Origin of the sequence: Butyrivibrio sp. MC2021 (assembly GCF_000621605.1) — a bacterium.
Classification (GTDB): domain Bacteria; phylum Bacillota; class Clostridia; order Lachnospirales; family Lachnospiraceae; genus Butyrivibrio.
Genome location: NZ_JHXX01000003.1, coordinates 324,456 through 345,905 on the forward strand (window position 1 = coordinate 324,456; position 21,450 = coordinate 345,905).

The following is a 21,450-nucleotide window of genomic DNA, read 5'->3' on the forward strand; positions in this document are numbered from 1 at the left end:
CAAGTATATCACATATTTAAAAATTCTGCGCTAATAGATAAAAAGGTCTGTATTACAGCAGGTTGAGCATATTCTCAGGATCCTCTGCTGCCTTAACTTTGTCGTTGGCTCTCACAATGATTCCCTGCTCGTCGATGAGGTAGGTGGTGCGGACAACCCCCATGGTCACCTTGCCATAGTTCTTTTTCTCCTTCCACACATCATAGGCCTCTATTACCTTGCGCTCAGGATCTGCCAAAAGAGTGAATGCAAGGCCGTACTTTTCCTCAAACTTTTTATGAGAAGCGACGGTATCCTTGCTTATGCCCAGGACAACTGCGCCTTTTTCCTGAAAATGAGGATATCTTTCAGAGAAGCCGCAGGCCTGTTTGGTGCAGCCTGCTGTATTGTCCTTGGGGTAAAAATACAGAATCACTTTCTTTCCCTTGTATTCTTCCAGGGAGTGCATTACGCCATTCTGATCCGGAAGTTCAAAGGCCGGTGCCTTGGTTCCTACTTCTAACATATTTTTGTCCTCCTGCTTTGGATTCTTGCTATATATTATTTTTTTCTTCCGGACTCAATGAGCTCTTTCTCAAAAGCCTCTGGATTCTTGAGATAATAATCCTGATGATACTCTTCCGCCTCATAAAAGTTCTTATAGGGCAGAACAGCCACCTGAGCTTTCTTCCCTGACTTCGCTTCCAGTGCAGCAATCTTTTCAAGGGCTGATTTTTTCTCATCCTCTGTCATATAGAAAATCGCCAGGGTATAAGAGAATCCCTTATCAATAAACTGTCCTTCCGCATCATAGGGATCCACGTTGGCAAAATAGATATCAAGAAGCTTCTCATATGCTACCTTCTGAGGATCATATACGAGCTTTATGGTCTCCCGGTGCCCGGTTTCCTGGTGCTTGACCTGCTCATAGGTGGGGTTTTCCTCGTCACCGCCGGCGTATCCGCAGATCACCTTATCCACTCCATACATTTTATAAATTGGCGTAACACACCAAAAACATCCCCCTGCAAAATAAGCTTCTTTCATCCTTTAATTCCTCGCTTCCTATTCAAACCGGGCTATTTTTGCCCTTTTGTAATGAACTGTGATATCACTTCCATATTTTCAGAAAAAAGCATTCTTGTAAAGTACTCATTTCTTCCAAAGCCGCTTTCTATGATCTTCCTGATAACTGCTCTGAAGGGCTGATAGTATCCGTCTGTGTCGAACAAAACAATGGGACAGGTGGTTATATCAAGACTTGAAAGAGACAGCACATCTGTAAGCTCGTCTAAAGTGCCGATTCCCCCGGGCAGCGCCACAAAGGCATCCGCAAGTTCTATCATCTTGGCCTTTCTCTCGGCCATTGAGGGGGTATCGATATATTCCGTCAGTCCCTGATGACGTCTTTCCTGTATCTGCGGCACATCCGGCAAAACTCCTATAACCTTTCCGCCGGCTTCCAGTGTCGCATCACTGACTGCTCCCATAAGTCCCTGGCTGGCTCCGCCAAAAACAAGGGTGTTTCCGTTTTCTCCGATCCACCTGCCCAAAGCCCTGGCAGATTCTATATATTTGCTGTCATTACCTTTGCTTGATCCGCAATAAACTACTATGTTCATATTACCTCCTAATTGGTATTAACCATGTTCCAGAATTCCTCAGCCACCTTTGAGAGATCCCGCTCTGCACTTCTGACGATAGCATAGCGGGCTGTGACATTGGGCTTTGCGATCTTTTTTATAACAACATCCTCTCCTACATATTTAGCTGCTGAAGCAGGATATATGGCAATTCCCACGCCTTTGGCCGTTAGCTCATAGGCGTTTAGCATATGCGCTATTCGGCAGATTATCTTAGGTTCACAGCCAAGAGGAGCAAACCAGTTCTCAATCTCTTTTCTCCTGGATCTTCGGGAAGGAATGATCAGCTCATAGGGGGCCAGTTTTTTAAGCTCTATGCTGTCGCTCTTTCCCTTTGCCAAGGGGTGTCCCTTGGGAATTATTGCAACCCAGGGCTCAGTATATATAAGGCGCCCCTCAAGACCTTCCTCGTCAAAAGGAAAGGTTATGACACCTACTTCATTCAGTCCCGAGTGTACTCTCTTTATAACATCATCGGAATTCCCGTTCCATACTTCGTATTCAACAAGAGGATATTTTTTCTTGAAGTCGCTGATCCAGTTTGCAAAAAGCTCCGGAGCATGTCCTTCAACCGTAGCAAGGTAGAGCCTGCCTGTAAGGCCATCCTGCATCTTGCTTATATCTTCGACAGACTGATCCGACAACTGCTTGATGCGGCGTGCATATTGCTGAAAGCGCACCCCGGATTCAGTCAGGGCCAGGCCTCTGGATTTTCGCACAAAAAGCTTGGTGCCCAGTTCCTCCTCAAGATCACGTATCTGGCGGCTAAGAGGCGGCTGTGCTATGCAGAGTTTTTCCGCAGCCCTGGTAAAACTGCCTTCTTCAGCCACTGTGAGGAAATATCTGATATGCCTAAGCTCCATTTGCCCCTCCTGTTCTCTTATACCTAAAAGGTATATCTCTACTGTCATTATATGTATTATACAATAGCTAGACAAGATGTTATCATTAAATCATCAAAAGAGCAAACGACTGATAATCGTATTTAAAAAGGAGGTTTTTTACAATGAAGAAACTTTTTGAAAAGATTGAGAAAATACTTGAAGAAATTTATGATATAGAGCACAACGTAGCATAACTACTGAAAAAGAGAGAGATTGGGGTCACTGACCCCAATCTTCCCGGCTTATTCTCCATCGCTGTAATCGAAAATCCCGTCATTCTTTTCTTCCAAAGCTTAGGACAAAAATCAAATTACCAAGAAATCTCATTATCAAACTTCTCCCTTGTTTTTCCTATCCTTTATAACCACCACAACAGTTCCAACCGCGGCAACTGCAAACGCTATAAAGCCATAAACCATCATGAGAGCCGCACCAAAAATCGGCGCTTCAGAATTAGCACTGACAAAATAGTAGTAATAATATGTGTAAAGAATCATTCCCACTACGGTAGATACTACAAGCATCAGCGATGAAATAAGATACTCTTTCATGCTTTTTTCAAGGAACATGTTCATAACTCCAAGTGCAACAATTATTATCAGTAAATACCTGCTGATCAGTGTTCCTCTAAGCTTATCAACAATGAAGAACATAATAAGCGGTATCAGATTAAGCCATTTTAGATATTTCGTATTCACTATAGTCCCAACTCCTTTCAAAGTACATCATATCAGAACGCCTTGTTTTTAAACCGCAAAATCCAGGCAGCTTCTGATCTTGGTATAAGGTCTCACCTTGGAATCAGCCACTGCTACATGCTCGGCATGCCCTTACTTTCAAGCACTTGAACGATAGCAAGGGATGTAAGAAGATTACACAAAAACCCGTAGTTCTTGGAATCTGTATATTGAGAGTTCTCGAAGAGAAGGACATTCATCTTATCTATCAAAAGAGCCCGGTCCTCCTCGTCCCATTCTTTATACAGATCTCTGAAACGACTTCGAGAGATCATTTTCCATGGTATATATTTCTTGTTCATAATCTCACCATTTTCCGATACACGTGATCATTTCTGTATCACTGCGATCACGCAGGGCATTCTTCTGCCAACAACATTGTATTCTACTTTATCGTATCTCATATGTCAGTTTTTTTCATTTTTAGGAATTCGTCCATATTATTGCTTCAGGTAATCAATTATCCCCTGGATGATCTCCGGGTTCGGATATCCTTTACCGTCTTTGCCCTTCATACCGTATAGCATCGCATAGGCAAAGTTATCCGCCATACATTCCTCCGGATCAGTTACATAACCGGTATTTGTTCCAAAGACCTCATCAAAGTTTGATGCCTGTTCGCTGGTATAATAAATATCCGTTCCGTCAACAGGAACTAGAGCCGTAGCATCGTTGGACATAAAGCCTGATTGTGCCTCGGCATAACTCTTTGTTGTGATGCAGGCCGTATAACAGTCAATCGGTTCTCCGTCTATCAGAAATGTTGCGTAGGAGTTGTGGTGCTCCACATCAGGGTTACTGATATATCTCTCAAGCACACACGGAGGTAGTTCATACTCCTTATCCGTGACTGTAAAATGAATGAGGGAATACATATCGGTCCTAAACTGAGGATTACTCCTTGTAAGGCAGTGAAACAGCTCATGATATAACAGTTTGTCCATATATTCACTAAATCCGGGAATGATATTCATAAGAGCATATATAGTAACTAAATCATCACTCAAATAAATCTGTGTCCCATGCGTATATCCGCTTGCTCCAGATTCAAGTTCCATATCGGCTTTTATAAATACGATTTTTTCAACTTCAGGGATGTCGTACCCCTTAAGTTTAAAATGTAATGCCATTCTTGCAAGGCGACTATTCAGATACCATTTATCAATAAAGTTAAAATCACTGACGCTCTCCCGGGAGGCTTCCAGGAATTCCTCCTTTGTCGCGCCGCTTTTTCGCATACGAAAGTCAAAATCATTCTGCGTCATGTTGTCATAGTATTCTGTATTCGAAAGCATGATTTCCCGACCTTCCTGCGCAGATGCATAGCGATGAGGGATTAAACCGGAAAAGATTAATGTGATACAAAGATTTAGCATTCCCCAGATCATGATCAGCCCCAATATGATCTGTAATGCTTTTCTTCTCTTTTTCTTTTTTATACTCCTGTCTTCATGTTTTATCACGAAGGTTCTCCTTTGTCTTTGGATTCTAACAGTTCTTCAGTAGTTTCTTTGATTTCGATTTCTATATCATTCCTCTAATAGAGCAGCCCAGTAGCCATCAATTGCTGCTTTGTTATCGTATGAACTGAGTGCCATAAGCAAAAAGAATAATTTACTCACTTCCTCAAACGACGGCATCTCACAATATGTCTCATATCCCGCCTTGAAATCATCCCAGTCCTCAACCTGGTAATGAAGGAAGCTAAGCTCCCATTCTACAGGTCCAATCACATACGCATCTAAATCAACACACGCTACAATATTCTCATCGCAAAACAAGAACTGATCCGCGCAGATGTCGACCATAATTAGAGAATTTCCATTGTTTGAAAGCTTTTTATCCTTTATCTGCTCGTAACAACCCCTGACCTTTTTATCTGCATCATCATCCCCACTCCAATGCTCGCTAATACAATCTTCAATATATCTTCTGGCATTCTCAAAAAATAAATCTCCTTTTGAAACGCCCAAAAGTCCGGAATAATCGTACTTTGTCCTGTGATTATATCCAATAAACTGCCCCAGAGTATAAGCGTTTTTCTTTCCCTTTGGAAAAAAATCATTATCCCATGCTGTTCCTTCAACAAACTCAAAAACGCTTGCATCTTCATTGGCTGCTACAAACGGAGCCACTTTTATGTGAGGGTTATCCTTCAAAGTATTGTAGATATTATGAAGACTTGAATTCTGCTCCTTTACCGAATAACCAAACACCTTTCTCATCATTGTCCAGAACGGTGAAAAATCATCTCTTGTCATTAATGGAGTCTTTAAAATATATCTTTTTCCCTCGTATGTAAAAAAACGAATTTCATTGGATGAGACTCCTCCCATCTCAAAAGAGGATTTATTCCTTTGAGCATATTCCAAAATCGTGTTCATTCCTTATTTAATGAATCCTCCGTAGAAATATAATTCGTTACCCTCCGTAATCAGTAGTAATCACATTTTTACTACTACATTTACGGAGTTTTTTAATCTTTAATCTGTTTCCATGGTCTTACTTTGCCAATCCAGCCGTTCTCATTCCAATACTTAAAATCGGTGTACTCAGGATTCTTTTTACCAAGGCTTGTCTGCAGCATTCTTACCATGTAGAACTTTGTTTTCACCATAACATTTGTATGAGCCGGTTTATCATAATTTATGGCATGCATTTTTCGTGCGACACTGCTCAGCTTCTTTTGAAAGGATGCTTTTCTCTTGTCCTCGATCTTATCCCAGTCAATTTCGGACATCAACTTGAAGCTTACTACTTTGATGTCCGAAATGCCCCACCAGGAAAGGCTGTCCTTAATATCTTTTGCTGTGGATCTTCCACCGGCCCCCAGGCACTGTGTGATTATCACCGCCCGCTTCCCGAACATTTCCTTCGCCGGACGGTGAGGCATCCACCTGTAACCGAAATGGTCAAGCATAGCCTTCATTGCGCCGGTTGTATGGAAAACATACGCGGGTGATGTAAAAACAAGCAGATCCGCTTCAAGCAAGGATTTCTCAATCTTCTGCACCTTCTCGGCATCCTTACAACGCTTCTGATCATTCCTGAAGCACGCAGTACATCCTATGCAGAAACCCGGACCATCCTTGGGAAGATAATATTCCGTGATCTTTGAATCGTCTCTGAACTGCTCTAAAAATATTTCCTTCATTCTGTATGTAACACCGCGTTTTTCGGTTCCGTTTATCACTGTGATCTTCATTTTGTTCTCCTCGGCGATCTCCTCTTATTATTCTGCATGTTTTTTTCATCTCTTGCGTACAGTTTATTAAACTGCCGAACATGCGCTTCCATTGTCTTAAGTGCCTCTTTCTCACGCTCTGGATCCCGATCGCATATGGTCAGAAGCATGTAGATCGGCGCGTAAAACTGAAAGAATTTATCGCTTAATCCCCAATATGTGAGATTTCATTTTGAAACCATACTTCTCATACAAATGAATCGTCTTGTTACCATCAACCACTTTTACTTCGATATGTCTGACATTATTTTAGTCAGTTATACTTTCTTTCGCACTGTTGATAAGTCCCAGGAGACCTTTTTCTTTTATAAGGGCAATACCCTGGAATTCATCTCCGAGGACAATCAGATTGTCGCCTGTTTTAATATTGAAGATCTTTCTTGCTTTGGCAGGAATGACGATCTGACCCTTATCTCCTACTTTGACCATTCCAAAGATATGTTTTCCTTTCGGCGGTATAGCATATCCCAGGTTGTCCGAATCATTCTTTTCATATGAGATAAGGTCGTCCATGGATACACCAAAGAGGTCAGCCAGCATCTTACATCTCTTTATGTCCGGCAGCGACTCTCCGGTCTCATATTTTGAAAGCGTCTGTCTGGATACGCCTATCTTCTCAGCAATTTCCTCCTGTGACAGGTTATTAAGCTTTCTTAATTCCATAAGATTGTCTGCAAAACTCATTCTTTCTTCTCCTTTTTTATTCCCAGAACACACCACCTTATGAAAGGTATGCGGCTCATGATTTCATACAGAAGGTAGGAGCCTGCGAATGCTGCTATTGCAACCAACAGGTATACGATGACAGGGGCAAGGAACGGACATAATGTATGCAGATACCATCCGCTGACCGCTATCATCAGATAATGGAATACGTAGAGGCCCCATGATTTTCGGCACATCCACTTTGAGAAAGCATTCGTGAAATTTCCCCATTTTTTCATGAAGGCAAGTATACCGAGTGTTCCAAACCAAGCATATACATTGCACATGATTGTATCCAGAACCACGTGATCCGGATAAGACTGACCTTTATATAAAATCACGAAGGCTACGCAGGATGCGAAGGCAAGGATGCTTAATAACACCCAGTTTTTACCAAGTCGATCCATCACTTCGTCATGGGACAATACAAAGTAGCCGATCATAAAGCCCAGTCCGTAGATACCGAATCTGTATACCACAATTATCGGTGTGTTAAGTATCTGCGCTGCTCCGTATACGGGTATGACAAGAAGTATAAGTGTCAAAAGATTTGCTTTGCCGCATATATTATAAAATCCGTCTTTTTCAATCCTTCTGATCAGTACCAGTATCAGGCTGAAGAGCCAAAGCATCTGAATGTACCACAGAGGGCCAGAGCCGCTGACTGCCATAATCAGGAAAAGGATTGGCCCCGGTACGTTGTTCATGGAATCAAATGCACCGGAAATCAGCATATTGTAGTAGCCAAGAACCCAGCCGAAAAACAGAAGGCCAATTGTTGATGGCACAAGATACTTTCTCGTCCTTACTCTGATGAATTCCTTCTCTGTTCGCTTAACCAGTTCATAGCGGGCTGACATGCCGGATACCACAAACAGAAGTAGCATGAACCAAGGATATACAATGTACTGATATGTATCCTGGGGCTGATGTTCACTGAAAGGGCCGATGATTCCATGCTGTGTAACGCCGTTGAATATGTAGATTACATGATAGATGACAACCAGCACTACTGTTATCCAGCGAATATTATCCAAGTACACCTTCCTCATATTTCTACCACCTTTGCTAAATATTTTAACATTTTTCTCAATCATAAAAAAGTAAGCTCCACCTGTCTACCAAGCGAAGCTTACATATTTTGCTATTTTTGTTAAATTTGGCTGCGAGCGCATAGTTTTATAAAAGCGCTCATTGGTGCCGTCGTCAACAAGTTTTTTTAATGCGGATTCAACAGAAGAACTACCCAAACTGCCACGCTCATCTCAGTTTTCATAAAACACAGCCGTCAAATCCCCCTCACCGGAATATGCATACATGCCCATCATGGCACCGGTAAAGCGCTTGCCTTTCTTTAGCCCTTCATCGCATAAGTAATAGACATTATCTAATACCCCAAACACAGTATTACCAGGTTGCCCTTTTGAGCAGCACAAAAAAGCGCTTCTTTACTCACAAGAGAAGGTTCCTGTATTAACGCGTTCTGAACTGCATCTATTTTATTTTCTTTAATATCTGTAATTAGTCTGGTAGCGTCCATATAGAATAGTTTAACGATTATTTTTCATTTCATATAATTTTTCGTCAGCTTGAGCAATCAGCTGCGGAATAGTTACCGGATTATCAAAATCATATCTGGCATACCCGATACAAGCCTCCAGTTTAAAGACTGCCCCGGATTCTTCATTTAGCTTTGTTATGTTTTCACGAATCAGTTCAGCTGCTTCTTGGATCTGCTGTTCATTTTCAGCTTCCATGACGACTATGAATTCATCGCCTCCAAACCTTGATAAAAATGCCCTGTTTTTGGCATCTGAGCATGATATTTCTAAAGCCTTCGCAACTGTCACTAATGCTCTGTCACCTTCTACATGCCCATATCTGTCATTTATACCCTTAAAATGGTCCACATCCAGAATCAACAGATACAAATCCATCTTTTGTGTCCGGGACTTCATTTTTTGAGAAAGATATCTATTCATTTCCTGACGGTTATTGATCTTGGTCAACGGATCTTTTGATATTCTGTTTTCTGTAGCTGTTAAATATAGTAATAATACAGCTGCCGTTGCACTGTAACACATGATTGGAACAGTCAAGAAAAAAGCCTGCAGCATTCCACAAACCATAGGCGTTATAGGGAACACCCCCATAGCTATGTACAAGCTATGATCATAGTACCTATTGCTGGTATAGGCTCTATAGAAAGATTTTATTGAAGAAGACAATAGGTATCCAAATGGAATGCTTAATAAAAAAGCATACAGAAAACCATATTTCAGATATCCACTATCATCAATTATAAAGAGATAATCCGTAAAAACACCTATCACAAGTATTATAATTGCAGTCAAAAACGGGACTGCAGCTGCAACAAATCTAGACCAACTAAGAATCTTTGTATTTCCCTGTACAATTTCGCAGTAAAGAAACCAAAACCATGCTGTAATCAACAGGCAAATATACGGAATTATCGTAATTATGTACATTGCTGTCTTGCTACACTTAAAGACTCCACATTCAAACAGCACCCACACTGAATCCGATGCAAAATACCCCACCAAAAGCATCATTATCCGCGCAAGAAATAAAGTGGAAACCTGCTTATCTATCCCCTTTTCAAGCGTGAATAAAACTATACTCAAAAATACGATACATGATATATTTGCTAACACATAGCCTAGATAATCTGCCACTGATGCCTCCATTCCGCCCTATTGTATTTTATACAAGCGCAATACAGTTAACATATAGATACATAATATTATATTACTTTTGCGAATCAACAAGCCATTTGGCAATATCAATTATCCTTATTCCTTCATGCTGTGTCTCATCATGTTTCGTTCTTGCTATGAGCATCTTTGGATAAGCATCTTTAATGCTCAACAACGGAGCCACTTCTCTCTTAAAAGTCTCCTCCCTTGTTATATCATCGGAAACCTGTATGTACAGCTTTTCACCTTCTTTAATAGTAACAAAATCAATCTCTTTTTCATACAGCTTTCCAACATAAACCTCGTAGCCACGGCGCAAAAGCTCAAGAGCCACTATATTCTCATACATGACCATAGTCAGCATCTTTTGGTCCTAATTCAGCAAAGCGGAAAGACAGATCCGAAAGATAATACTTCTTGTCTGATTCAAGATATTTTTTCCTTTTTATGTCATATCTCTGAATTGGGTAGAACAAAAAAGAACGGCACAGATAATCTATATATGATCCAACCGTTTTATCGTTTGTTTTATATGTACCGGACGTAAGCTTAGAGGCAACATTTCTTATCGAAGTCTGATTGCCAACATTATCCATAAGGAAATTACCAATCATTATAAGTAAGGTAATATTTTGCATAACATACCGCAGTACGCAAAGTAATATTGACACATTATTACGCCTGTGCGCAATGTATTTGCAAAATAATGGCTAAACTGGAATTTATTTATATCCCGATGTTCTTTTCAAAACATCTTTACACCAATCCAATAACAAATCTAATTTCTGATCTATGTTTTCATAAGTGACATTTTCCGAGAAACAGTCCCAAACCTGAAGATCACTCCCTTTAACTATATAAGTCACCTCAGATTTTTTCTTGATAAAAGTATTATCTTCGAGATAATAAAGATTCTGAAGAATAAAGAAAATATCTCTTTTAGCTAAGGGCAGTTTATTAACGTTCTTTTCCATTTCAGAATGAATACGTCTATGGCAAAGAATATGATATAAATTTCCGACACTCATCTTGATATAGTCCGCCACATCCTTTTTACTGTAATTCGGCACTATATCATTCAGTTTGCCATATATATCCGAAGTGGTATGAAGTACATGGCAGATTTCTTCAGGGAACCAATTCAACAATTCATTCCTTCCGCAAACGAATCCACATGCACGATTATATTCGCCCAGTTCTTCCAGTATCTGACGATAAGCATTCAAATCTTTTGAATGTATCTCATCTAATACCAACATAATATCAATGTCACTCTCAGGCGTAGCTTCATCTCTAAGATAACTTCCCTGAAGTCCAACATATAAAAGCCTTTTGCCAAACTTCATTTTTAATGCTTCTGTTAATCTTTTCGTATAATCTTTTATATCCACTAGATTATTCATTTATATACCACCTATTATTTTGAAAAACCGGAAGATGCCGTTTCACAGATGTCTAAATGGTTTAACAAGCATTATCATGCCATTAGATACCTTTACATCAAGAACATCATCAACTGAAACAGCCGCTTCCTGAAGTACCTCTTTTGGTATTCTAATTCCCTGACTATTTCCCCATGTTTTAACTTGAACTTGCATAATCAGCACCTCCTTTGTATATACATTGTGTATCCTTAAAACAAAAAAAATCAACTTATTTCTCATCCAGATTAGTACGTTATGCTGGAATATACTTACTCTTGACCTTCTTTTTCAATCTTTTCTAAGGTATCTTCAAGAATTACTTTCCTAAGGTCTGTAAGCCATTCTGAAAAGGATACTGTATCAAAGGCATAGGTCTTATTGAGTTCATACTCATTTTCAGCCCATGTATCAATTGGGGATTCGTTGTGTTGAATCAAGGCCTCAAGTTTATCCAATGACTTGTATAGCTTAGCCTCCTTAGTTTTTTGGGCATCCATCTCTTCATAAAGGGCAGCTATCTCCCCAGATAGTTCCTCAGGAAGGGATTTAACCCACTTGTTCAAAAGAGAATCCTCAACTTCTCTATCGGAATCAGTCTTTACAAATGTCGGAATATCGCCGGTAAAACACTCCCCCAAGTCATGAATGAGGCACATATCTACAACTTTATTGATATCTAAATCTGTAAACTCGTGTTTTAGAAGAAATGCCATGAGTGAAATACGCCAGCTGTGCTCTGCCACACTCTCAGTTCTTCTTTTCGATGTAGTACAATGACGAGGCGTATCTTTCAGTCTCTCTGCAACATGTAAAATCTCTAAATACTCCCTTGCGTTCATACCAGCTCCTCCTCTGTTTTGATAATCAATTAAATGGAACATAAAACATCAACAAACTAGGCTTCTTCTACTCTTCAAGCTTGCATTTATTGGTTATTATTTGCTTCTGCGTAACGTTCTTTTCCCCACCAATTTGGCATGAGTTCCTTTAATGTGATTGTCTCCCTTGTTTCATAATCAACCAAGATTTCCATATCTTCATTGGTTTCATTCAATTGGTAGTAAAACTCTCTGCATGCACCACATGGCATTCCACTGCCGCCTCCATTAGGAGCAGTATCTCTAAATGCAATAAACCTCTTAGCTTTTGTCTGACCACTGTTCATATACATATTGAGAGCTGCCATTCTATCAGCGCAAATGTTCATTACCCCACTGCAACTTTCGATGCAGAATCCTGTATAAATCTCTCCGTTTTCGGCTTCTATAGCACAAACAACATTATGTGCATATATAAAAGGCGATACCTCTTCAGGATGATACTGCTCTTTTGCTTTTTCATACATCTTTTCCCAAATATCCATTTTCCCTCCACAACTTCAAATTAGTCATCATGTTATTATTAGTCAGTAATGCTGGAATATATTCCGATAAAACTCACCTATACATCATCCCGACGAAACTTCAGTTTGTATAATCATCTATACTTTTTTCGAATATATAGTACCGAGATTACCAAAACAATTGGAAAACCTATTCCTGCTAAAACCCCTGCCCGCAGATTATTTGCTGCTTTCTGAGATACATTACCAATGATCGCAGGCCCTACAGCTCCACCTAAATCTCCTGCCAAAGCAAGAAGAGCAAACATTGCTGTACCACCCGTAGGAAGTATCTGAGATGAAATACTGATGGAGCCGGGCCACATAATGCCTACAGAAAATCCGCACAAAGCACAACCTATTAATCCTGCCAGCGGAGCTCCTGCCAATCCTGCAATCAGGTAACAAACCAGACACATTACTCCCGAAGCCATCATGAATATAGTCAAATCAACTTTTTCACCAAATTTCCCATAAAGCAATCTGCTAATACCCATACATACTGCAAAACCACAAGGACCAGCCAAATCTCCGACTGTTTTGGAGACATGCAATGCTGACTCAGCAAAAGCCGATGCCCACTGACCCATCGCTATTTCTGATGAACCGGCACAAACCATCAAAACAATAAAAATCCAAAACGCTTTTGTTTTGAAGAGTTCAAGCATTGTCATACTTTTGCCATCTTCAACCAATGATTCTATCGGACAGGTTGCAAAATTGTAAATGTTATAAAATGGTATGACTGACCATATCAGTGCCATTATCCGCCAGTGCTCTATGCCAAAGACAGTAAAGAAAACCGTAGAGCAAAGTACAACACCAACCCATCCCCAACAGTAAAAGGAGTGCAAAAGACTCATCATAGAATCCTTGTTCTCAAAAGGACATGCCTCAATGATCGGACTGCCCAAAACCTCAGTCAGGCCACTCCCAATAGCATAAATAATGACACATGCAAGGATTCCATAAAATGGTACAGGTAATAAATCAGGTAGGAATGCCAATCCCGCCAGTCCTAATCCGGAGGTTATTTCTGCCGCAATAATACATGCTCTGTATCCCAATTTATCTACTATTCCAGCGCACAAGAAATCAACTATCAGTTGAGTAACGAAAAAACATGATGATATAAGCGCAAGCATCCCAAAAGATATATCATAGACATTGTGAAATGTTATAAACAACAACGGGACATAATTAGCACATATAGCCTGCGTTACAAATCCCAGATAGCATGCAAGCTGTGTTTTTTTGTAATTCTTCTTTAATTCCATTATTATTCGCCTCACGTACATTTAACTGGAAGTTATTTTGTATCCCATTCTTCCTTCGTACCATTCAATGTCTCAAATATAGTTTTTGCAACGAGTCTTGAACCCGCAGGCGATGCATGCCTTCTATCTTCAAAGTAAAGATCCACAGTGGGATTCTTATGATATTCTTCCCACCATTTTTCACCTACAGGAGCCACAAGACAGTCATGTTTACTAGCCAATTTCCTATATCTTGAAGACATTTCAGACTGGAACTTTTCATTTTTCTCTTCAGTCCATGTCATGTAATAGCAAGGAACCGCCTTCGTTTGCCTGATCCATTCCATAATTGTATCAGCCGCTTTTTCCATAACCTCAAACTCACCCATAGGATGTGCCACATGCTGTAATACGATGAAATCATAGTCTCCAAAAAGGATATTAAATCTTGTCTGTTCATTTTCTGCATGATAATCTAAGCCCATTCCGCCCTTTGTAAGCATAGTAACTTGCATATCAATTCCATTCTCAGCGCAAATATCTTTAAACATCTTTGGCATATCATTGTAGTAAGTGTGGCTATTTCCAATAAAAAGTGTTCTCATATTCCTCCTCAGCTTATCCTCTGTAGTATCCCGGCAACATCCACTCCCGGGTGCGTCAGGTACATTCTGCAAATACTCTCTGCAAGCTCTTCTGATATCTTTAGCTTCTTGGCAATTTCTTTATGCGTTTTTCCTTTATCTGTCATGTCCATTGCCTTGGAAATAATCCTGTCTATATCCTTTGGAAGCCTTGAATCCTGACCTGAGTTATCTATGACTCTTTTTCTAAACTCAAACTCTCCGGGGCCTGATATCTCAAGAATGGCAAAAGACACTTCCTGCCTTAATAGTCCATGTGTATCTGATAGGATTCCTATTAGCATGCTTCAATCCACCTTACTATCGCTCTTGTTTCCTTTTTTCACTATTAGTATAATCCCTGCTATTGCTAAAACGAGTCCTCCTACAACCGCAGTAATAATGGTGCCTGCGCCATATTTTCCAGCTAGGAATATTGAAGTCGGTCCATCAGCACCACCTATAATTGTATAAGAATGCGGTGTACTCGTGTAGAGAGTAATAGCCATCCAGAGCACTCCTACAATAGCTGCTAAAACTCCGAGAATTATTCTCCCTGCTCTTTTATGAATAGCGAGCTTAATTAGTAGGCACAAGATCATAAAAGCCACAAAAGCTACTGCATTTGGAATTGCAGAATAGTAATACCAAGGAGCTGAATTGATCTCATACACTTCAGGATGATTTATGAAATCCCTGTACGCAGCATAAAGACTCTCTACAAAGATTCCTGCGCCAAATACCATTATCATGTTTATCAACGTGTTAAACTTCTTCATGAATCCTCCACAAATTATTACCCCAGCAGTTTATCCAGCTCACAAAGAAGTTTTGTTTTCATCTCTTCTAGTTCTTCACTGCTGGGTCTATTAGTGTCAGCGTACATTTTTTCACTTGGATAGCACCAGACAGGTCCCTTGCCTTGGTTTCCATAGTTATCTATGTCGCCAGCCCTTCTTGGAAACAGATGCCAATGAATATGTGCACCACCTTCACCATTTCCCAGACACTCATAATTCATCTTTTCAGCTCCGAAAGCATTTTTCACAGCTTCAGCAACAAGTGTCATTTCATATAAGTGCTTTGCTCTTGTTTCCTTGTCCAGATCAAACAATTCAACAACATGGTCTTTATACAAAAATAATGTATATCCCTTAAAATGCTGAAAATCCCCAATTACCACATATCCAGTTTCCAGTTCTTTTACAAGAAATGGATTGTCCCCTGCTTTTGTTTCTTTAATTCTTTCACATACTCCGCACATACACTTTCTACTCCTTTATATCAAGTAATTCCTTAGCTCGCTTCAAAACAGGTACTTCCCTATTAGCTACCAGTCTGCCTAATCTTGTACTACTGCACTTTTCATATTCTGCAAGTGCTTCATCATAGTGAAGCTTCAGTGTCGAAAGATGAAAATCCTCTATTTCATCCTGTGTCAGGTGTTTATCTCCAAAAGATTTAGCCCTGCAAAGAAAATAATTATTGATGTTATGCCTGTGAATCAGATTGTAATAATCGCTTACTACTCCAATCTTACATATCACTTCAACCTCAGCACCCAGTTCCTCTTTAAGTTCTCGTCTGATTGCAGTATCGAGATTCTCACCAGACTCAACTCCACCTCCAGCTGTCTCTATTAGTGTTGCTTTTCCAAAATCATCATCTCTATTTGCCCTGACAAAATAGAAATTATCATCACCATCCACCACTATTGCCCTGGCTATCATTCTGTCGTGGTCAATTGTTGTAAGTGGCCATTCCTTATCTTCCAAATTTAAATGCAGTTCTTCATCATTCATGCTTCCTGTACCTCTTATATATTCTGGTTTGACACTCCCATTAGCTTTAGCTGATGGGAGTGTCAAGCTCACCCCCTGAATCGGCAAGCTGCTTACTTCATCTAACACTTACAAAAACCTCATCTTAATAATGCACCCTCACAACCCTTGCACCAAATGGTAAAAGAGCTACTCTCGCAATCTTAAAGAACTGCTTGCCGAAAGGTATTCCGATAATAGTAATGCAGAAAATGCAGCCAATAATAGCATTCGCAATCGCAAGTTCAATGCCGGAAAGGCAGATCCAAAGTATGTTAAGAAGCAGCGATACTGCTCCGCCTTCATCCACAATCTCTTTTCCAAAAGGATTCAGTGATATTGAAGACAGCTTAAAGCACTGGAGCCCTACAGGTATTCCTACAACTGTACAGCACCAAAGAAGTCCTACAATCCACCATCCCAGGGCACTAAGCAGCCCTCCGCATAATATCCAAATCAAATTACCAAGAAATCTCATAATTTAACTTCTCCCTTGCTCTTGCTTTCATTTCCATTTCATTCATGTTCAAATCCTCATCAAAACTCGTTTTTATGCTTTTCAAAAAACTCAAAGTAAGTCCTTACTCCCTCAAGCTCCGTCCACTTCTTGATATCTACCGGCCTTTCATCAATTCCCTGTTCCGCTCAAGCGCATCATAAATTCCATCCTCCAGGAATTCATCTGATACCACCTTAAATCCTTCTTTCACATAATATCCTTCATCAACTGCCTTTGCAATCGTGATGTTATAGGTTGTCATGCATTTTTAATCGTTTGCCAAAGATTGGACTTAGGGAGAGAAAAGTACAATGACGTTGTACTTTTAGACAAAAGAAAAAGACGTATAAACCATATGGTCTATACGCCCTGTGTTATAAATTTCCTCTTAATTACCAGCTTCTTCATAAGGATCAGTAATTCTCCGCTTTATCACCGGACATATTATGCTGCAAGAGATCAAGCCATAAAGAGAATTACCAATGATCATTGGCACAAGAATTGAGTACGGCATAAGAGCAAGTATTATGAACAGATAAATTGCTGTATATATAATAAGCTTCAGGCTGCTCTTCCACTCCAGAATAAGGAGTATGGCTGCGTTTCTAATTATTCCTGACAATCCAAGACGCAGATGAGCAGCCAATACAATAGTCCATAATGCAAAAAGAATGCCTATGCCAAATATTGCGCAGCCGGCACCCATGATGATCACATATGAAGTATTGTCAGAGACAGCTTTAAAGTTTCCCGCAAGGCTCATGAGATAATAGCCATAGAAAATGACTGCAGACTCCATGATGCCCAAGACAAGCTTTTTAATAAAGCCATCTTTAAATTCTGCAAGATAGTCTTCCAGGGTAAAGTCATAACCCTTCAGAAACATTTTGCCGGTAAAGGCGCAAAGTGCTGTCCATGCAGCCGGTATTGTGATTAGAGGAATGCAGCTTATGATAAATACTATATTTATCATGAACAGCTTTCCCGGAAAATTAACAACAAGATATAAGATGCGGAAAAAGCCGTCCTTAGGCGGCTCTTTTTCCACATCGTTTTCTCCAAGATACCATTTCATAAAACGATTCAAGTATTTCATTTTTTCCCCTATATATTAGTTCTTCATACCAGTCAGTACTATACCTTCTACAAAGCTCTTTTGCCCAAATATATAGATTAATATACCAGGCAGAATAGTCATAAAAGTGGCTGCCATAGCCATGGGCCAGTTTGTTCCAAAAGAGCCTGTGAAATTGGTGAGTGCAATGGCAAAAGTAAACTTGCTCATACTGTTAATGTAGATTATCTGCTGGAGCATATCATTCCAAATCTGTATAAATAACATCATTCCAACAACAACTACTGCCGGCTTGATCGCAGGAACAAGAATTGTCCACAATATCCTCATGCGGCTGGCCCCATCTATTGATGCAGCTTCATCAAGATCCCTTGGGATTGTCATAAGGAACTGCCTGATCAGGAAGATGTTAAAGAATCCTCCACCTGTTAAAAACGGCAGGATCAGAGGCCAATATGTGTCACCAAGTCCAAAGAATTTTGTCCACGCAATATAAAGTGGAATCAGCGTAACCATGCCCGGAAGAAGAATTGTGCTGACGCAGATCTTAAATATAAGATTTTTGCCTCTAAACCTTAGTCTGGCAAAGGCGTAGCCACAAAAGATGGCAGTAATAACACCAAATGTCACAGCCGGAATGATAATTGAAAAGGTGTTTTTAAAATATGTCCAGTATTCGAAGGTCTGAAGGGTCTTGGTGTAGTTGGACCATAGCCACTCTGTTGGAATAAAGGATGGCGGATAAGCGTTGACCTGCGCAACACTCATAAGAGAAGATCTGAATATCCACCATATTGGAAGGAGTGTCAGAAATGCAAAAAATAAGGCAATCAATGTTACAACTGAGCGGTTTGCCAGTTTCCTTTTTTCTTTTCCTGTCATGTCTGCCCCCCTTTCTCATGCTTCATCGCTAAAGATGCTATCTTTTTGAGTTACAAATAATACTATTGTAAAAATGCCTACCAGAACAAAGAATATAACTGAAAAAGCTGCTGCATATCCAAGCTTATTTTTTTCAAATCCATACATGTAGATAACATAAGATAAAAACATAGACTTCTTGGCCGGGCCGCCATTTGTAAGGGCTAGAGCCGGATTAACTACCTGCAGATGTGTGATAAGAGCAGTCAATACATTATAAAAAATAATAGGCTTGATGCATGGAATAGTTATGTTCCAAAATCTCTGCCATGAGTTGGCTCCATCTATCTGAGCTGCTTCCTTGTACACTGTAGGTACATTTTGAAGTCCTGCAAGAAATATTACTATGAGATTTCCGCTGGCCCATACTGCAATGAGAACAAGGGCCGGTATTACCTGCCTTGGACTGTCCAAAAATCTCTGGGGTGGAATCCCCAGCATTCTGAAGATGAAGTTAAAGAGTCCATAGTTCTGCTCATAAAGCCATTGCCAGCCTTTGAAAACACCTATTGCCGGTAGCAGATAGGGTATAAAGAAAATAGATCTGAAGATAGTTCTTCCAAAAATATCCATGTTTAGAATAAGTGCTATCACCAGAGAATAGATAACCGCGCCGATAACTGCAAAAAATGCATACAAAAGCGTTGCCTTTACAGCACTTGCAAAATACACATCTTTTGTAAATATCCTAATGTAATTATCCAGACCCACAAATTCAGGGGTGGACAAACCATTATAGTTAAACAAACTAAGTACAAACACTGCTATGGTAGGAAGATAACTTATAAAGGTGATTCCAAGGAATGCCGGAATCAGGCACAAATAGGCACATCTTTCCTCTTTTCTATTATATTTGGACTGAGAAGTACGTATTTTTCTTTTGCCGGATGCTCTTTTCATACTCTTCGCCTCGCTTGTACTATATATCCCCGCAACTTCCATTGTATAATCCCTCTCCCCTGATATCAACGCCGGCGAAGGCAGTTATACTGCACTTTTGACCATGTTTCAAAGGCTATTATAAACTGTCTTCGCACGGCACTGTACTAATTGTTAATTATTTGTGCTGAAAATATCATTTAGCTCATCATAATACTCATCGATAGCTTCTTTCATTGTCTGATCACCAGACCAAACAGCCGAGAATGCTGAATCAAGAGTTGCATTAAACTCGTCTGTTGCATTGATGTAATACCATGCTGTTGACTGAGAATTTTCTCTTGCGTAGTCTACTACTGCACTCTTGTACATATCATGGTCAGGATAATTAGGGTTATCAATCCACTTATTTGTAAATTCATCATCTGTGTACCACTTATCAAGAATAGGCATCCATGTTCCTGCTTCAATAAGTGACCAGCTGTTTTCTTCCTGGTAGTACCACTTGAGCCATGTCATAGCTTCTTCAGGGTGCTTGGTTGTAGCAAATACCACGTTTGGTCCGCCAGTACAAATTGTAACCTTCTCCTTCATGTAAGGAAGAACGCCTACACCATATCTGAAATCAGCAGATGGTCCAAGGAAGGTTCCTACATTCCAGGTTCCATCTGTTGCCATAACAACCTTCTTGGAACCAAGCGAGGATTCAAGTGCGTTAGCTGCGCTTGTTACAGGAGGTGCACAGTGATACACATCTGAGAGGTCTGCGATCTTCTGCAGTGCTTCTACTGTAGCATCATCGTTAATAGTACATTCCTTGCCATCAGCACTATAATATCCACCGCCATTACTCTTTGCCCATACTTCAAGCTGCCATGGAAGGGTGTTTACTGTGCAGCCATAAACATCAACGTTTGCTGGATCAAAGTCTGGACTTAGCGCGTTATTGCCGTTAATATCAACAGTAAGTGTCTGAGCTATCTTAACAAATGTATCCCAGTCCCATGCACTGTCTGCACTTGCAGGAGGTGTGAAATCAGCAACATTTAATCCCTGCTTGGAACATATTTCTTCCAAAAGATCTATGTTGTACCAAAGGTTAAGTACCTCATTGGCTGCTGAATATGCCACAGGTGTTCCCTGATATTTAAAGGTTATGGAATCAAGAGGCTTGGAATCGCCTTCACCGTACATTGAGCTGATGTCTGCAAGCAGGCCATTCTCTGCAAATTTCAAAACGCCAGCTTCGCTCATGATGGCTGTATCAGGAAGTTCTCCTGCTGTAGCCATTGCATTTAACTTGGTTACATAGGTATCATGGTCAATCTTGATTACTTCTACTTCAATTTCATCCTGGGACTGATTGAACTTATCAGCCACCGCCTGAGTTGCAGCAGTCTCTGTCTCATTGCCCCACTGAGCATAGGTAATATGTACCTTTTCTCCAGTGTTCTCACTAGTTGAAGCAGGTGTCTCTGTTTTAGGTGTCTCTACTGCGTTCTGCGTTGTGTCCTGCGCTTCCCCCTGTGCGCTTTGAGAACTTGCACCACAACCTGTTACCAACATTGCCGTAGTAGTAATAACAGTTAATGCCATGCTCAACAATCTTTTCTTTTGCATACTTGAAATATCCTCCTTTAGAAAATTATTTTTCAGCAGTAAT

At 40.2% G+C, this 21,450-nt stretch carries 30 protein-coding genes; all 30 read right to left on the reverse strand.

Translation table 11 applies throughout. The features are described 5' to 3' along the window. Positions 1-52: 52 nt before the first annotated feature. Positions 53-505 (reverse strand): thioredoxin-dependent thiol peroxidase, encoded by a 453-nt coding sequence (bcp, locus tag T359_RS0109395; protein WP_026517254.1) that lies wholly within the window; start codon positions 503-505, stop codon positions 53-55. A gap of 35 nt (positions 506-540) precedes the next feature. Next, positions 541-1,026 (reverse strand): peptide-methionine (S)-S-oxide reductase MsrA, encoded by a 486-nt coding sequence (gene msrA / locus T359_RS0109400; protein ID WP_026517255.1) that lies wholly within the window; start codon positions 1,024-1,026, stop codon positions 541-543. 32 nt (positions 1,027-1,058) lie between these two features. Then, positions 1,059-1,601, reverse strand: coding sequence for a TIGR00730 family Rossman fold protein (locus T359_RS0109405; protein ID WP_026517256.1), 543 nt, complete (start codon positions 1,599-1,601; stop codon positions 1,059-1,061). Between the two features lie 8 nt (positions 1,602-1,609). After that, complete coding sequence (locus tag T359_RS0109410) at positions 1,610-2,485, reverse strand: LysR family transcriptional regulator (RefSeq protein ID WP_026517257.1); 876 nt, start codon at positions 2,483-2,485, stop codon at positions 1,610-1,612. A 350-nt stretch (positions 2,486-2,835) separates the two neighbouring features. After that, on the reverse strand, positions 2,836-3,204 hold the full coding sequence (locus T359_RS0109415) for a hypothetical protein (protein WP_035784098.1): 369 nt from the start codon (positions 3,202-3,204) through the stop codon (positions 2,836-2,838). A gap of 113 nt (positions 3,205-3,317) precedes the next feature. Next, positions 3,318-3,545, reverse strand: coding sequence for a hypothetical protein (locus T359_RS0109420; RefSeq protein ID WP_026517259.1), 228 nt, complete (start codon positions 3,543-3,545; stop codon positions 3,318-3,320). Positions 3,546-3,683: 138 nt separating this feature from the next. After that, the gene (locus tag T359_RS21545; protein ID WP_155840077.1) at positions 3,684-4,538 is read right to left on the reverse strand and encodes a hypothetical protein; all 855 of its coding nucleotides are present in this window, start codon (positions 4,536-4,538) and stop codon (positions 3,684-3,686) included. Between the two features lie 234 nt (positions 4,539-4,772). Then, the gene (locus tag T359_RS0109430) at positions 4,773-5,627 is read right to left on the reverse strand and encodes a hypothetical protein (RefSeq protein WP_026517260.1); all 855 of its coding nucleotides are present in this window, start codon (positions 5,625-5,627) and stop codon (positions 4,773-4,775) included. A gap of 92 nt (positions 5,628-5,719) precedes the next feature. After that, positions 5,720-6,448, reverse strand: coding sequence for a flavodoxin family protein (locus tag T359_RS0109435; RefSeq protein ID WP_026517261.1), 729 nt, complete (start codon positions 6,446-6,448; stop codon positions 5,720-5,722). A gap of 288 nt (positions 6,449-6,736) precedes the next feature. Then, positions 6,737-7,171 (reverse strand): helix-turn-helix domain-containing protein, encoded by a 435-nt coding sequence (locus tag T359_RS0109445; RefSeq protein WP_026517262.1) that lies wholly within the window; start codon positions 7,169-7,171, stop codon positions 6,737-6,739. After that, a complete protein-coding gene (locus T359_RS0109450) occupies positions 7,168-8,244 on the reverse strand; it encodes an acyltransferase family protein (RefSeq protein WP_026517263.1) in 1,077 nt (358 codons plus the stop codon). The genes T359_RS0109445 and T359_RS0109450 overlap by 4 nt, the downstream gene beginning before the upstream one ends. 213 nt (positions 8,245-8,457) lie before the next feature. Continuing rightward, positions 8,458-8,595, reverse strand: a complete 138-nt coding sequence (locus tag T359_RS23340; protein ID WP_242839071.1) for a hypothetical protein — start codon at positions 8,593-8,595, stop codon at positions 8,458-8,460. A 147-nt stretch (positions 8,596-8,742) separates the two neighbouring features. Continuing rightward, complete coding sequence (locus T359_RS0109460; protein WP_026517264.1) at positions 8,743-9,888, reverse strand: GGDEF domain-containing protein; 1,146 nt, start codon at positions 9,886-9,888, stop codon at positions 8,743-8,745. 73 nt (positions 9,889-9,961) lie between these two features. After that, positions 9,962-10,273: an ATP-binding protein gene (locus T359_RS23455; RefSeq protein WP_197027084.1), complete on the reverse strand. Its 312-nt coding sequence runs from the start codon at positions 10,271-10,273 to the stop codon at positions 9,962-9,964. Continuing rightward, positions 10,251-10,547 (reverse strand): DUF4143 domain-containing protein, encoded by a 297-nt coding sequence (locus T359_RS23460; RefSeq protein WP_026517266.1) that lies wholly within the window; start codon positions 10,545-10,547, stop codon positions 10,251-10,253. Before T359_RS23460 ends, T359_RS23455 begins: the two co-directional genes overlap by 23 nt. An 84-nt stretch (positions 10,548-10,631) precedes the next feature. Next, complete coding sequence (locus T359_RS0109475) at positions 10,632-11,312, reverse strand: nucleotidyltransferase domain-containing protein (protein WP_026517267.1); 681 nt, start codon at positions 11,310-11,312, stop codon at positions 10,632-10,634. A gap of 42 nt (positions 11,313-11,354) precedes the next feature. Next, positions 11,355-11,507: an AbrB/MazE/SpoVT family DNA-binding domain-containing protein gene (locus tag T359_RS19935; protein WP_081795526.1), complete on the reverse strand. Its 153-nt coding sequence runs from the start codon at positions 11,505-11,507 to the stop codon at positions 11,355-11,357. A 95-nt stretch (positions 11,508-11,602) separates the two neighbouring features. Continuing rightward, on the reverse strand, positions 11,603-12,172 hold the full coding sequence (locus T359_RS0109485; protein ID WP_026517268.1) for an HD domain-containing protein: 570 nt from the start codon (positions 12,170-12,172) through the stop codon (positions 11,603-11,605). An 86-nt stretch (positions 12,173-12,258) separates the two neighbouring features. Next, complete coding sequence (locus tag T359_RS0109490) at positions 12,259-12,696, reverse strand: cytidine deaminase family protein (protein ID WP_026517269.1); 438 nt, start codon at positions 12,694-12,696, stop codon at positions 12,259-12,261. Between the two features lie 113 nt (positions 12,697-12,809). Further along, a complete protein-coding gene (locus tag T359_RS0109495; protein WP_026517270.1) occupies positions 12,810-13,991 on the reverse strand; it encodes an MFS transporter in 1,182 nt (393 codons plus the stop codon). A gap of 32 nt (positions 13,992-14,023) precedes the next feature. Continuing rightward, complete coding sequence (locus tag T359_RS19940) at positions 14,024-14,575, reverse strand: SGNH/GDSL hydrolase family protein (protein WP_051545203.1); 552 nt, start codon at positions 14,573-14,575, stop codon at positions 14,024-14,026. An 8-nt stretch (positions 14,576-14,583) separates the two neighbouring features. Next, positions 14,584-14,898: a hypothetical protein gene (locus tag T359_RS0109505; protein ID WP_026517271.1), complete on the reverse strand. Its 315-nt coding sequence runs from the start codon at positions 14,896-14,898 to the stop codon at positions 14,584-14,586. Between the two features lie 3 nt (positions 14,899-14,901). Then, positions 14,902-15,372 carry a Trp biosynthesis-associated membrane protein gene (locus T359_RS21560; protein ID WP_051545206.1) on the reverse strand — a complete coding sequence of 157 codons (471 nt, stop codon included), beginning with the start codon at positions 15,370-15,372 and terminating at the stop codon, positions 14,902-14,904. Positions 15,373-15,389: 17 nt separating this feature from the next. Beyond that, positions 15,390-15,857 (reverse strand): HIT family protein, encoded by a 468-nt coding sequence (locus tag T359_RS0109515; protein WP_026517273.1) that lies wholly within the window; start codon positions 15,855-15,857, stop codon positions 15,390-15,392. Between the two features lie 7 nt (positions 15,858-15,864). Beyond that, positions 15,865-16,503, reverse strand: a complete 639-nt coding sequence (locus T359_RS0109520) for an NUDIX domain-containing protein (protein ID WP_242839072.1) — start codon at positions 16,501-16,503, stop codon at positions 15,865-15,867. A gap of 16 nt (positions 16,504-16,519) precedes the next feature. Continuing rightward, positions 16,520-16,891, reverse strand: coding sequence for a YccF domain-containing protein (locus T359_RS0109525; protein WP_026517275.1), 372 nt, complete (start codon positions 16,889-16,891; stop codon positions 16,520-16,522). Positions 16,892-17,300: 409 nt separating this feature from the next. Further along, on the reverse strand, positions 17,301-18,008 hold the full coding sequence (locus T359_RS0109535) for a DUF624 domain-containing protein (protein WP_081795527.1): 708 nt from the start codon (positions 18,006-18,008) through the stop codon (positions 17,301-17,303). Between the two features lie 15 nt (positions 18,009-18,023). Next, a complete protein-coding gene (locus tag T359_RS0109540) occupies positions 18,024-18,869 on the reverse strand; it encodes a carbohydrate ABC transporter permease (protein ID WP_026517277.1) in 846 nt (281 codons plus the stop codon). 15 nt (positions 18,870-18,884) lie between these two features. Then, positions 18,885-19,808 carry a carbohydrate ABC transporter permease gene (locus tag T359_RS0109545; RefSeq protein ID WP_051545218.1) on the reverse strand — a complete coding sequence of 308 codons (924 nt, stop codon included), beginning with the start codon at positions 19,806-19,808 and terminating at the stop codon, positions 18,885-18,887. 153 nt (positions 19,809-19,961) lie between these two features. Further along, on the reverse strand, positions 19,962-21,407 hold the full coding sequence (locus T359_RS0109550) for an ABC transporter substrate-binding protein (RefSeq protein WP_026517279.1): 1,446 nt from the start codon (positions 21,405-21,407) through the stop codon (positions 19,962-19,964). Positions 21,408-21,450: the final 43 nt, after the last annotated feature.

What these genes read in the sequence shown, in the direction of transcription:
- bcp (WP_026517254.1), bottom strand. Translation starts at nt 505, where the DNA reads ATGTTAGAAGTAGGAACCAAGGCACCGGCCTTTGAACTTCCGGATCAG.
- msrA (WP_026517255.1), bottom strand. Translation starts at nt 1,026, where the DNA reads ATGAAAGAAGCTTATTTTGCAGGGGGATGTTTTTGGTGTGTTACGCCA.
- T359_RS0109405 (WP_026517256.1), bottom strand. Translation starts at nt 1,601, where the DNA reads ATGAACATAGTAGTTTATTGCGGATCAAGCAAAGGTAATGACAGCAAA.
- T359_RS0109410 (WP_026517257.1), bottom strand. Translation starts at nt 2,485, where the DNA reads ATGGAGCTTAGGCATATCAGATATTTCCTCACAGTGGCTGAAGAAGGC.
- T359_RS0109420 (WP_026517259.1), bottom strand. Translation starts at nt 3,545, where the DNA reads ATGAACAAGAAATATATACCATGGAAAATGATCTCTCGAAGTCGTTTC.
- T359_RS21545 (WP_155840077.1), bottom strand. Translation starts at nt 4,538, where the DNA reads ATGCTTTCGAATACAGAATACTATGACAACATGACGCAGAATGATTTT.
- T359_RS0109430 (WP_026517260.1), bottom strand. Translation starts at nt 5,627, where the DNA reads ATGAACACGATTTTGGAATATGCTCAAAGGAATAAATCCTCTTTTGAG.
- T359_RS0109435 (WP_026517261.1), bottom strand. Translation starts at nt 6,448, where the DNA reads ATGAAGATCACAGTGATAAACGGAACCGAAAAACGCGGTGTTACATAC.
- T359_RS0109445 (WP_026517262.1), bottom strand. Translation starts at nt 7,171, where the DNA reads ATGAGTTTTGCAGACAATCTTATGGAATTAAGAAAGCTTAATAACCTG.
- T359_RS0109450 (WP_026517263.1), bottom strand. Translation starts at nt 8,244, where the DNA reads ATGAGGAAGGTGTACTTGGATAATATTCGCTGGATAACAGTAGTGCTG.
- T359_RS23455 (WP_197027084.1), bottom strand. Translation starts at nt 10,273, where the DNA reads ATGCTGACTATGGTCATGTATGAGAATATAGTGGCTCTTGAGCTTTTG.
- T359_RS23460 (WP_026517266.1), bottom strand. Translation starts at nt 10,547, where the DNA reads ATGCAAAATATTACCTTACTTATAATGATTGGTAATTTCCTTATGGAT.
- T359_RS0109475 (WP_026517267.1), bottom strand. Translation starts at nt 11,312, where the DNA reads ATGAATAATCTAGTGGATATAAAAGATTATACGAAAAGATTAACAGAA.
- T359_RS19935 (WP_081795526.1), bottom strand. Translation starts at nt 11,507, where the DNA reads ATGCAAGTTCAAGTTAAAACATGGGGAAATAGTCAGGGAATTAGAATA.
- T359_RS0109485 (WP_026517268.1), bottom strand. Translation starts at nt 12,172, where the DNA reads ATGAACGCAAGGGAGTATTTAGAGATTTTACATGTTGCAGAGAGACTG.
- T359_RS0109490 (WP_026517269.1), bottom strand. Translation starts at nt 12,696, where the DNA reads ATGGATATTTGGGAAAAGATGTATGAAAAAGCAAAAGAGCAGTATCAT.
- T359_RS0109495 (WP_026517270.1), bottom strand. Translation starts at nt 13,991, where the DNA reads ATGGAATTAAAGAAGAATTACAAAAAAACACAGCTTGCATGCTATCTG.
- T359_RS19940 (WP_051545203.1), bottom strand. Translation starts at nt 14,575, where the DNA reads ATGAGAACACTTTTTATTGGAAATAGCCACACTTACTACAATGATATG.
- T359_RS0109505 (WP_026517271.1), bottom strand. Translation starts at nt 14,898, where the DNA reads ATGCTAATAGGAATCCTATCAGATACACATGGACTATTAAGGCAGGAA.
- T359_RS21560 (WP_051545206.1), bottom strand. Translation starts at nt 15,372, where the DNA reads ATGAAGAAGTTTAACACGTTGATAAACATGATAATGGTATTTGGCGCA.
- T359_RS0109515 (WP_026517273.1), bottom strand. Translation starts at nt 15,857, where the DNA reads ATGTGCGGAGTATGTGAAAGAATTAAAGAAACAAAAGCAGGGGACAAT.
- T359_RS0109525 (WP_026517275.1), bottom strand. Translation starts at nt 16,891, where the DNA reads ATGAGATTTCTTGGTAATTTGATTTGGATATTATGCGGAGGGCTGCTT.
- T359_RS0109535 (WP_081795527.1), bottom strand. Translation starts at nt 18,008, where the DNA reads ATGAAATACTTGAATCGTTTTATGAAATGGTATCTTGGAGAAAACGAT.
- T359_RS0109540 (WP_026517277.1), bottom strand. Translation starts at nt 18,869, where the DNA reads ATGACAGGAAAAGAAAAAAGGAAACTGGCAAACCGCTCAGTTGTAACA.
- T359_RS0109545 (WP_051545218.1), bottom strand. Translation starts at nt 19,808, where the DNA reads ATGAAAAGAGCATCCGGCAAAAGAAAAATACGTACTTCTCAGTCCAAA.
- T359_RS0109550 (WP_026517279.1), bottom strand. Translation starts at nt 21,407, where the DNA reads ATGCAAAAGAAAAGATTGTTGAGCATGGCATTAACTGTTATTACTACT.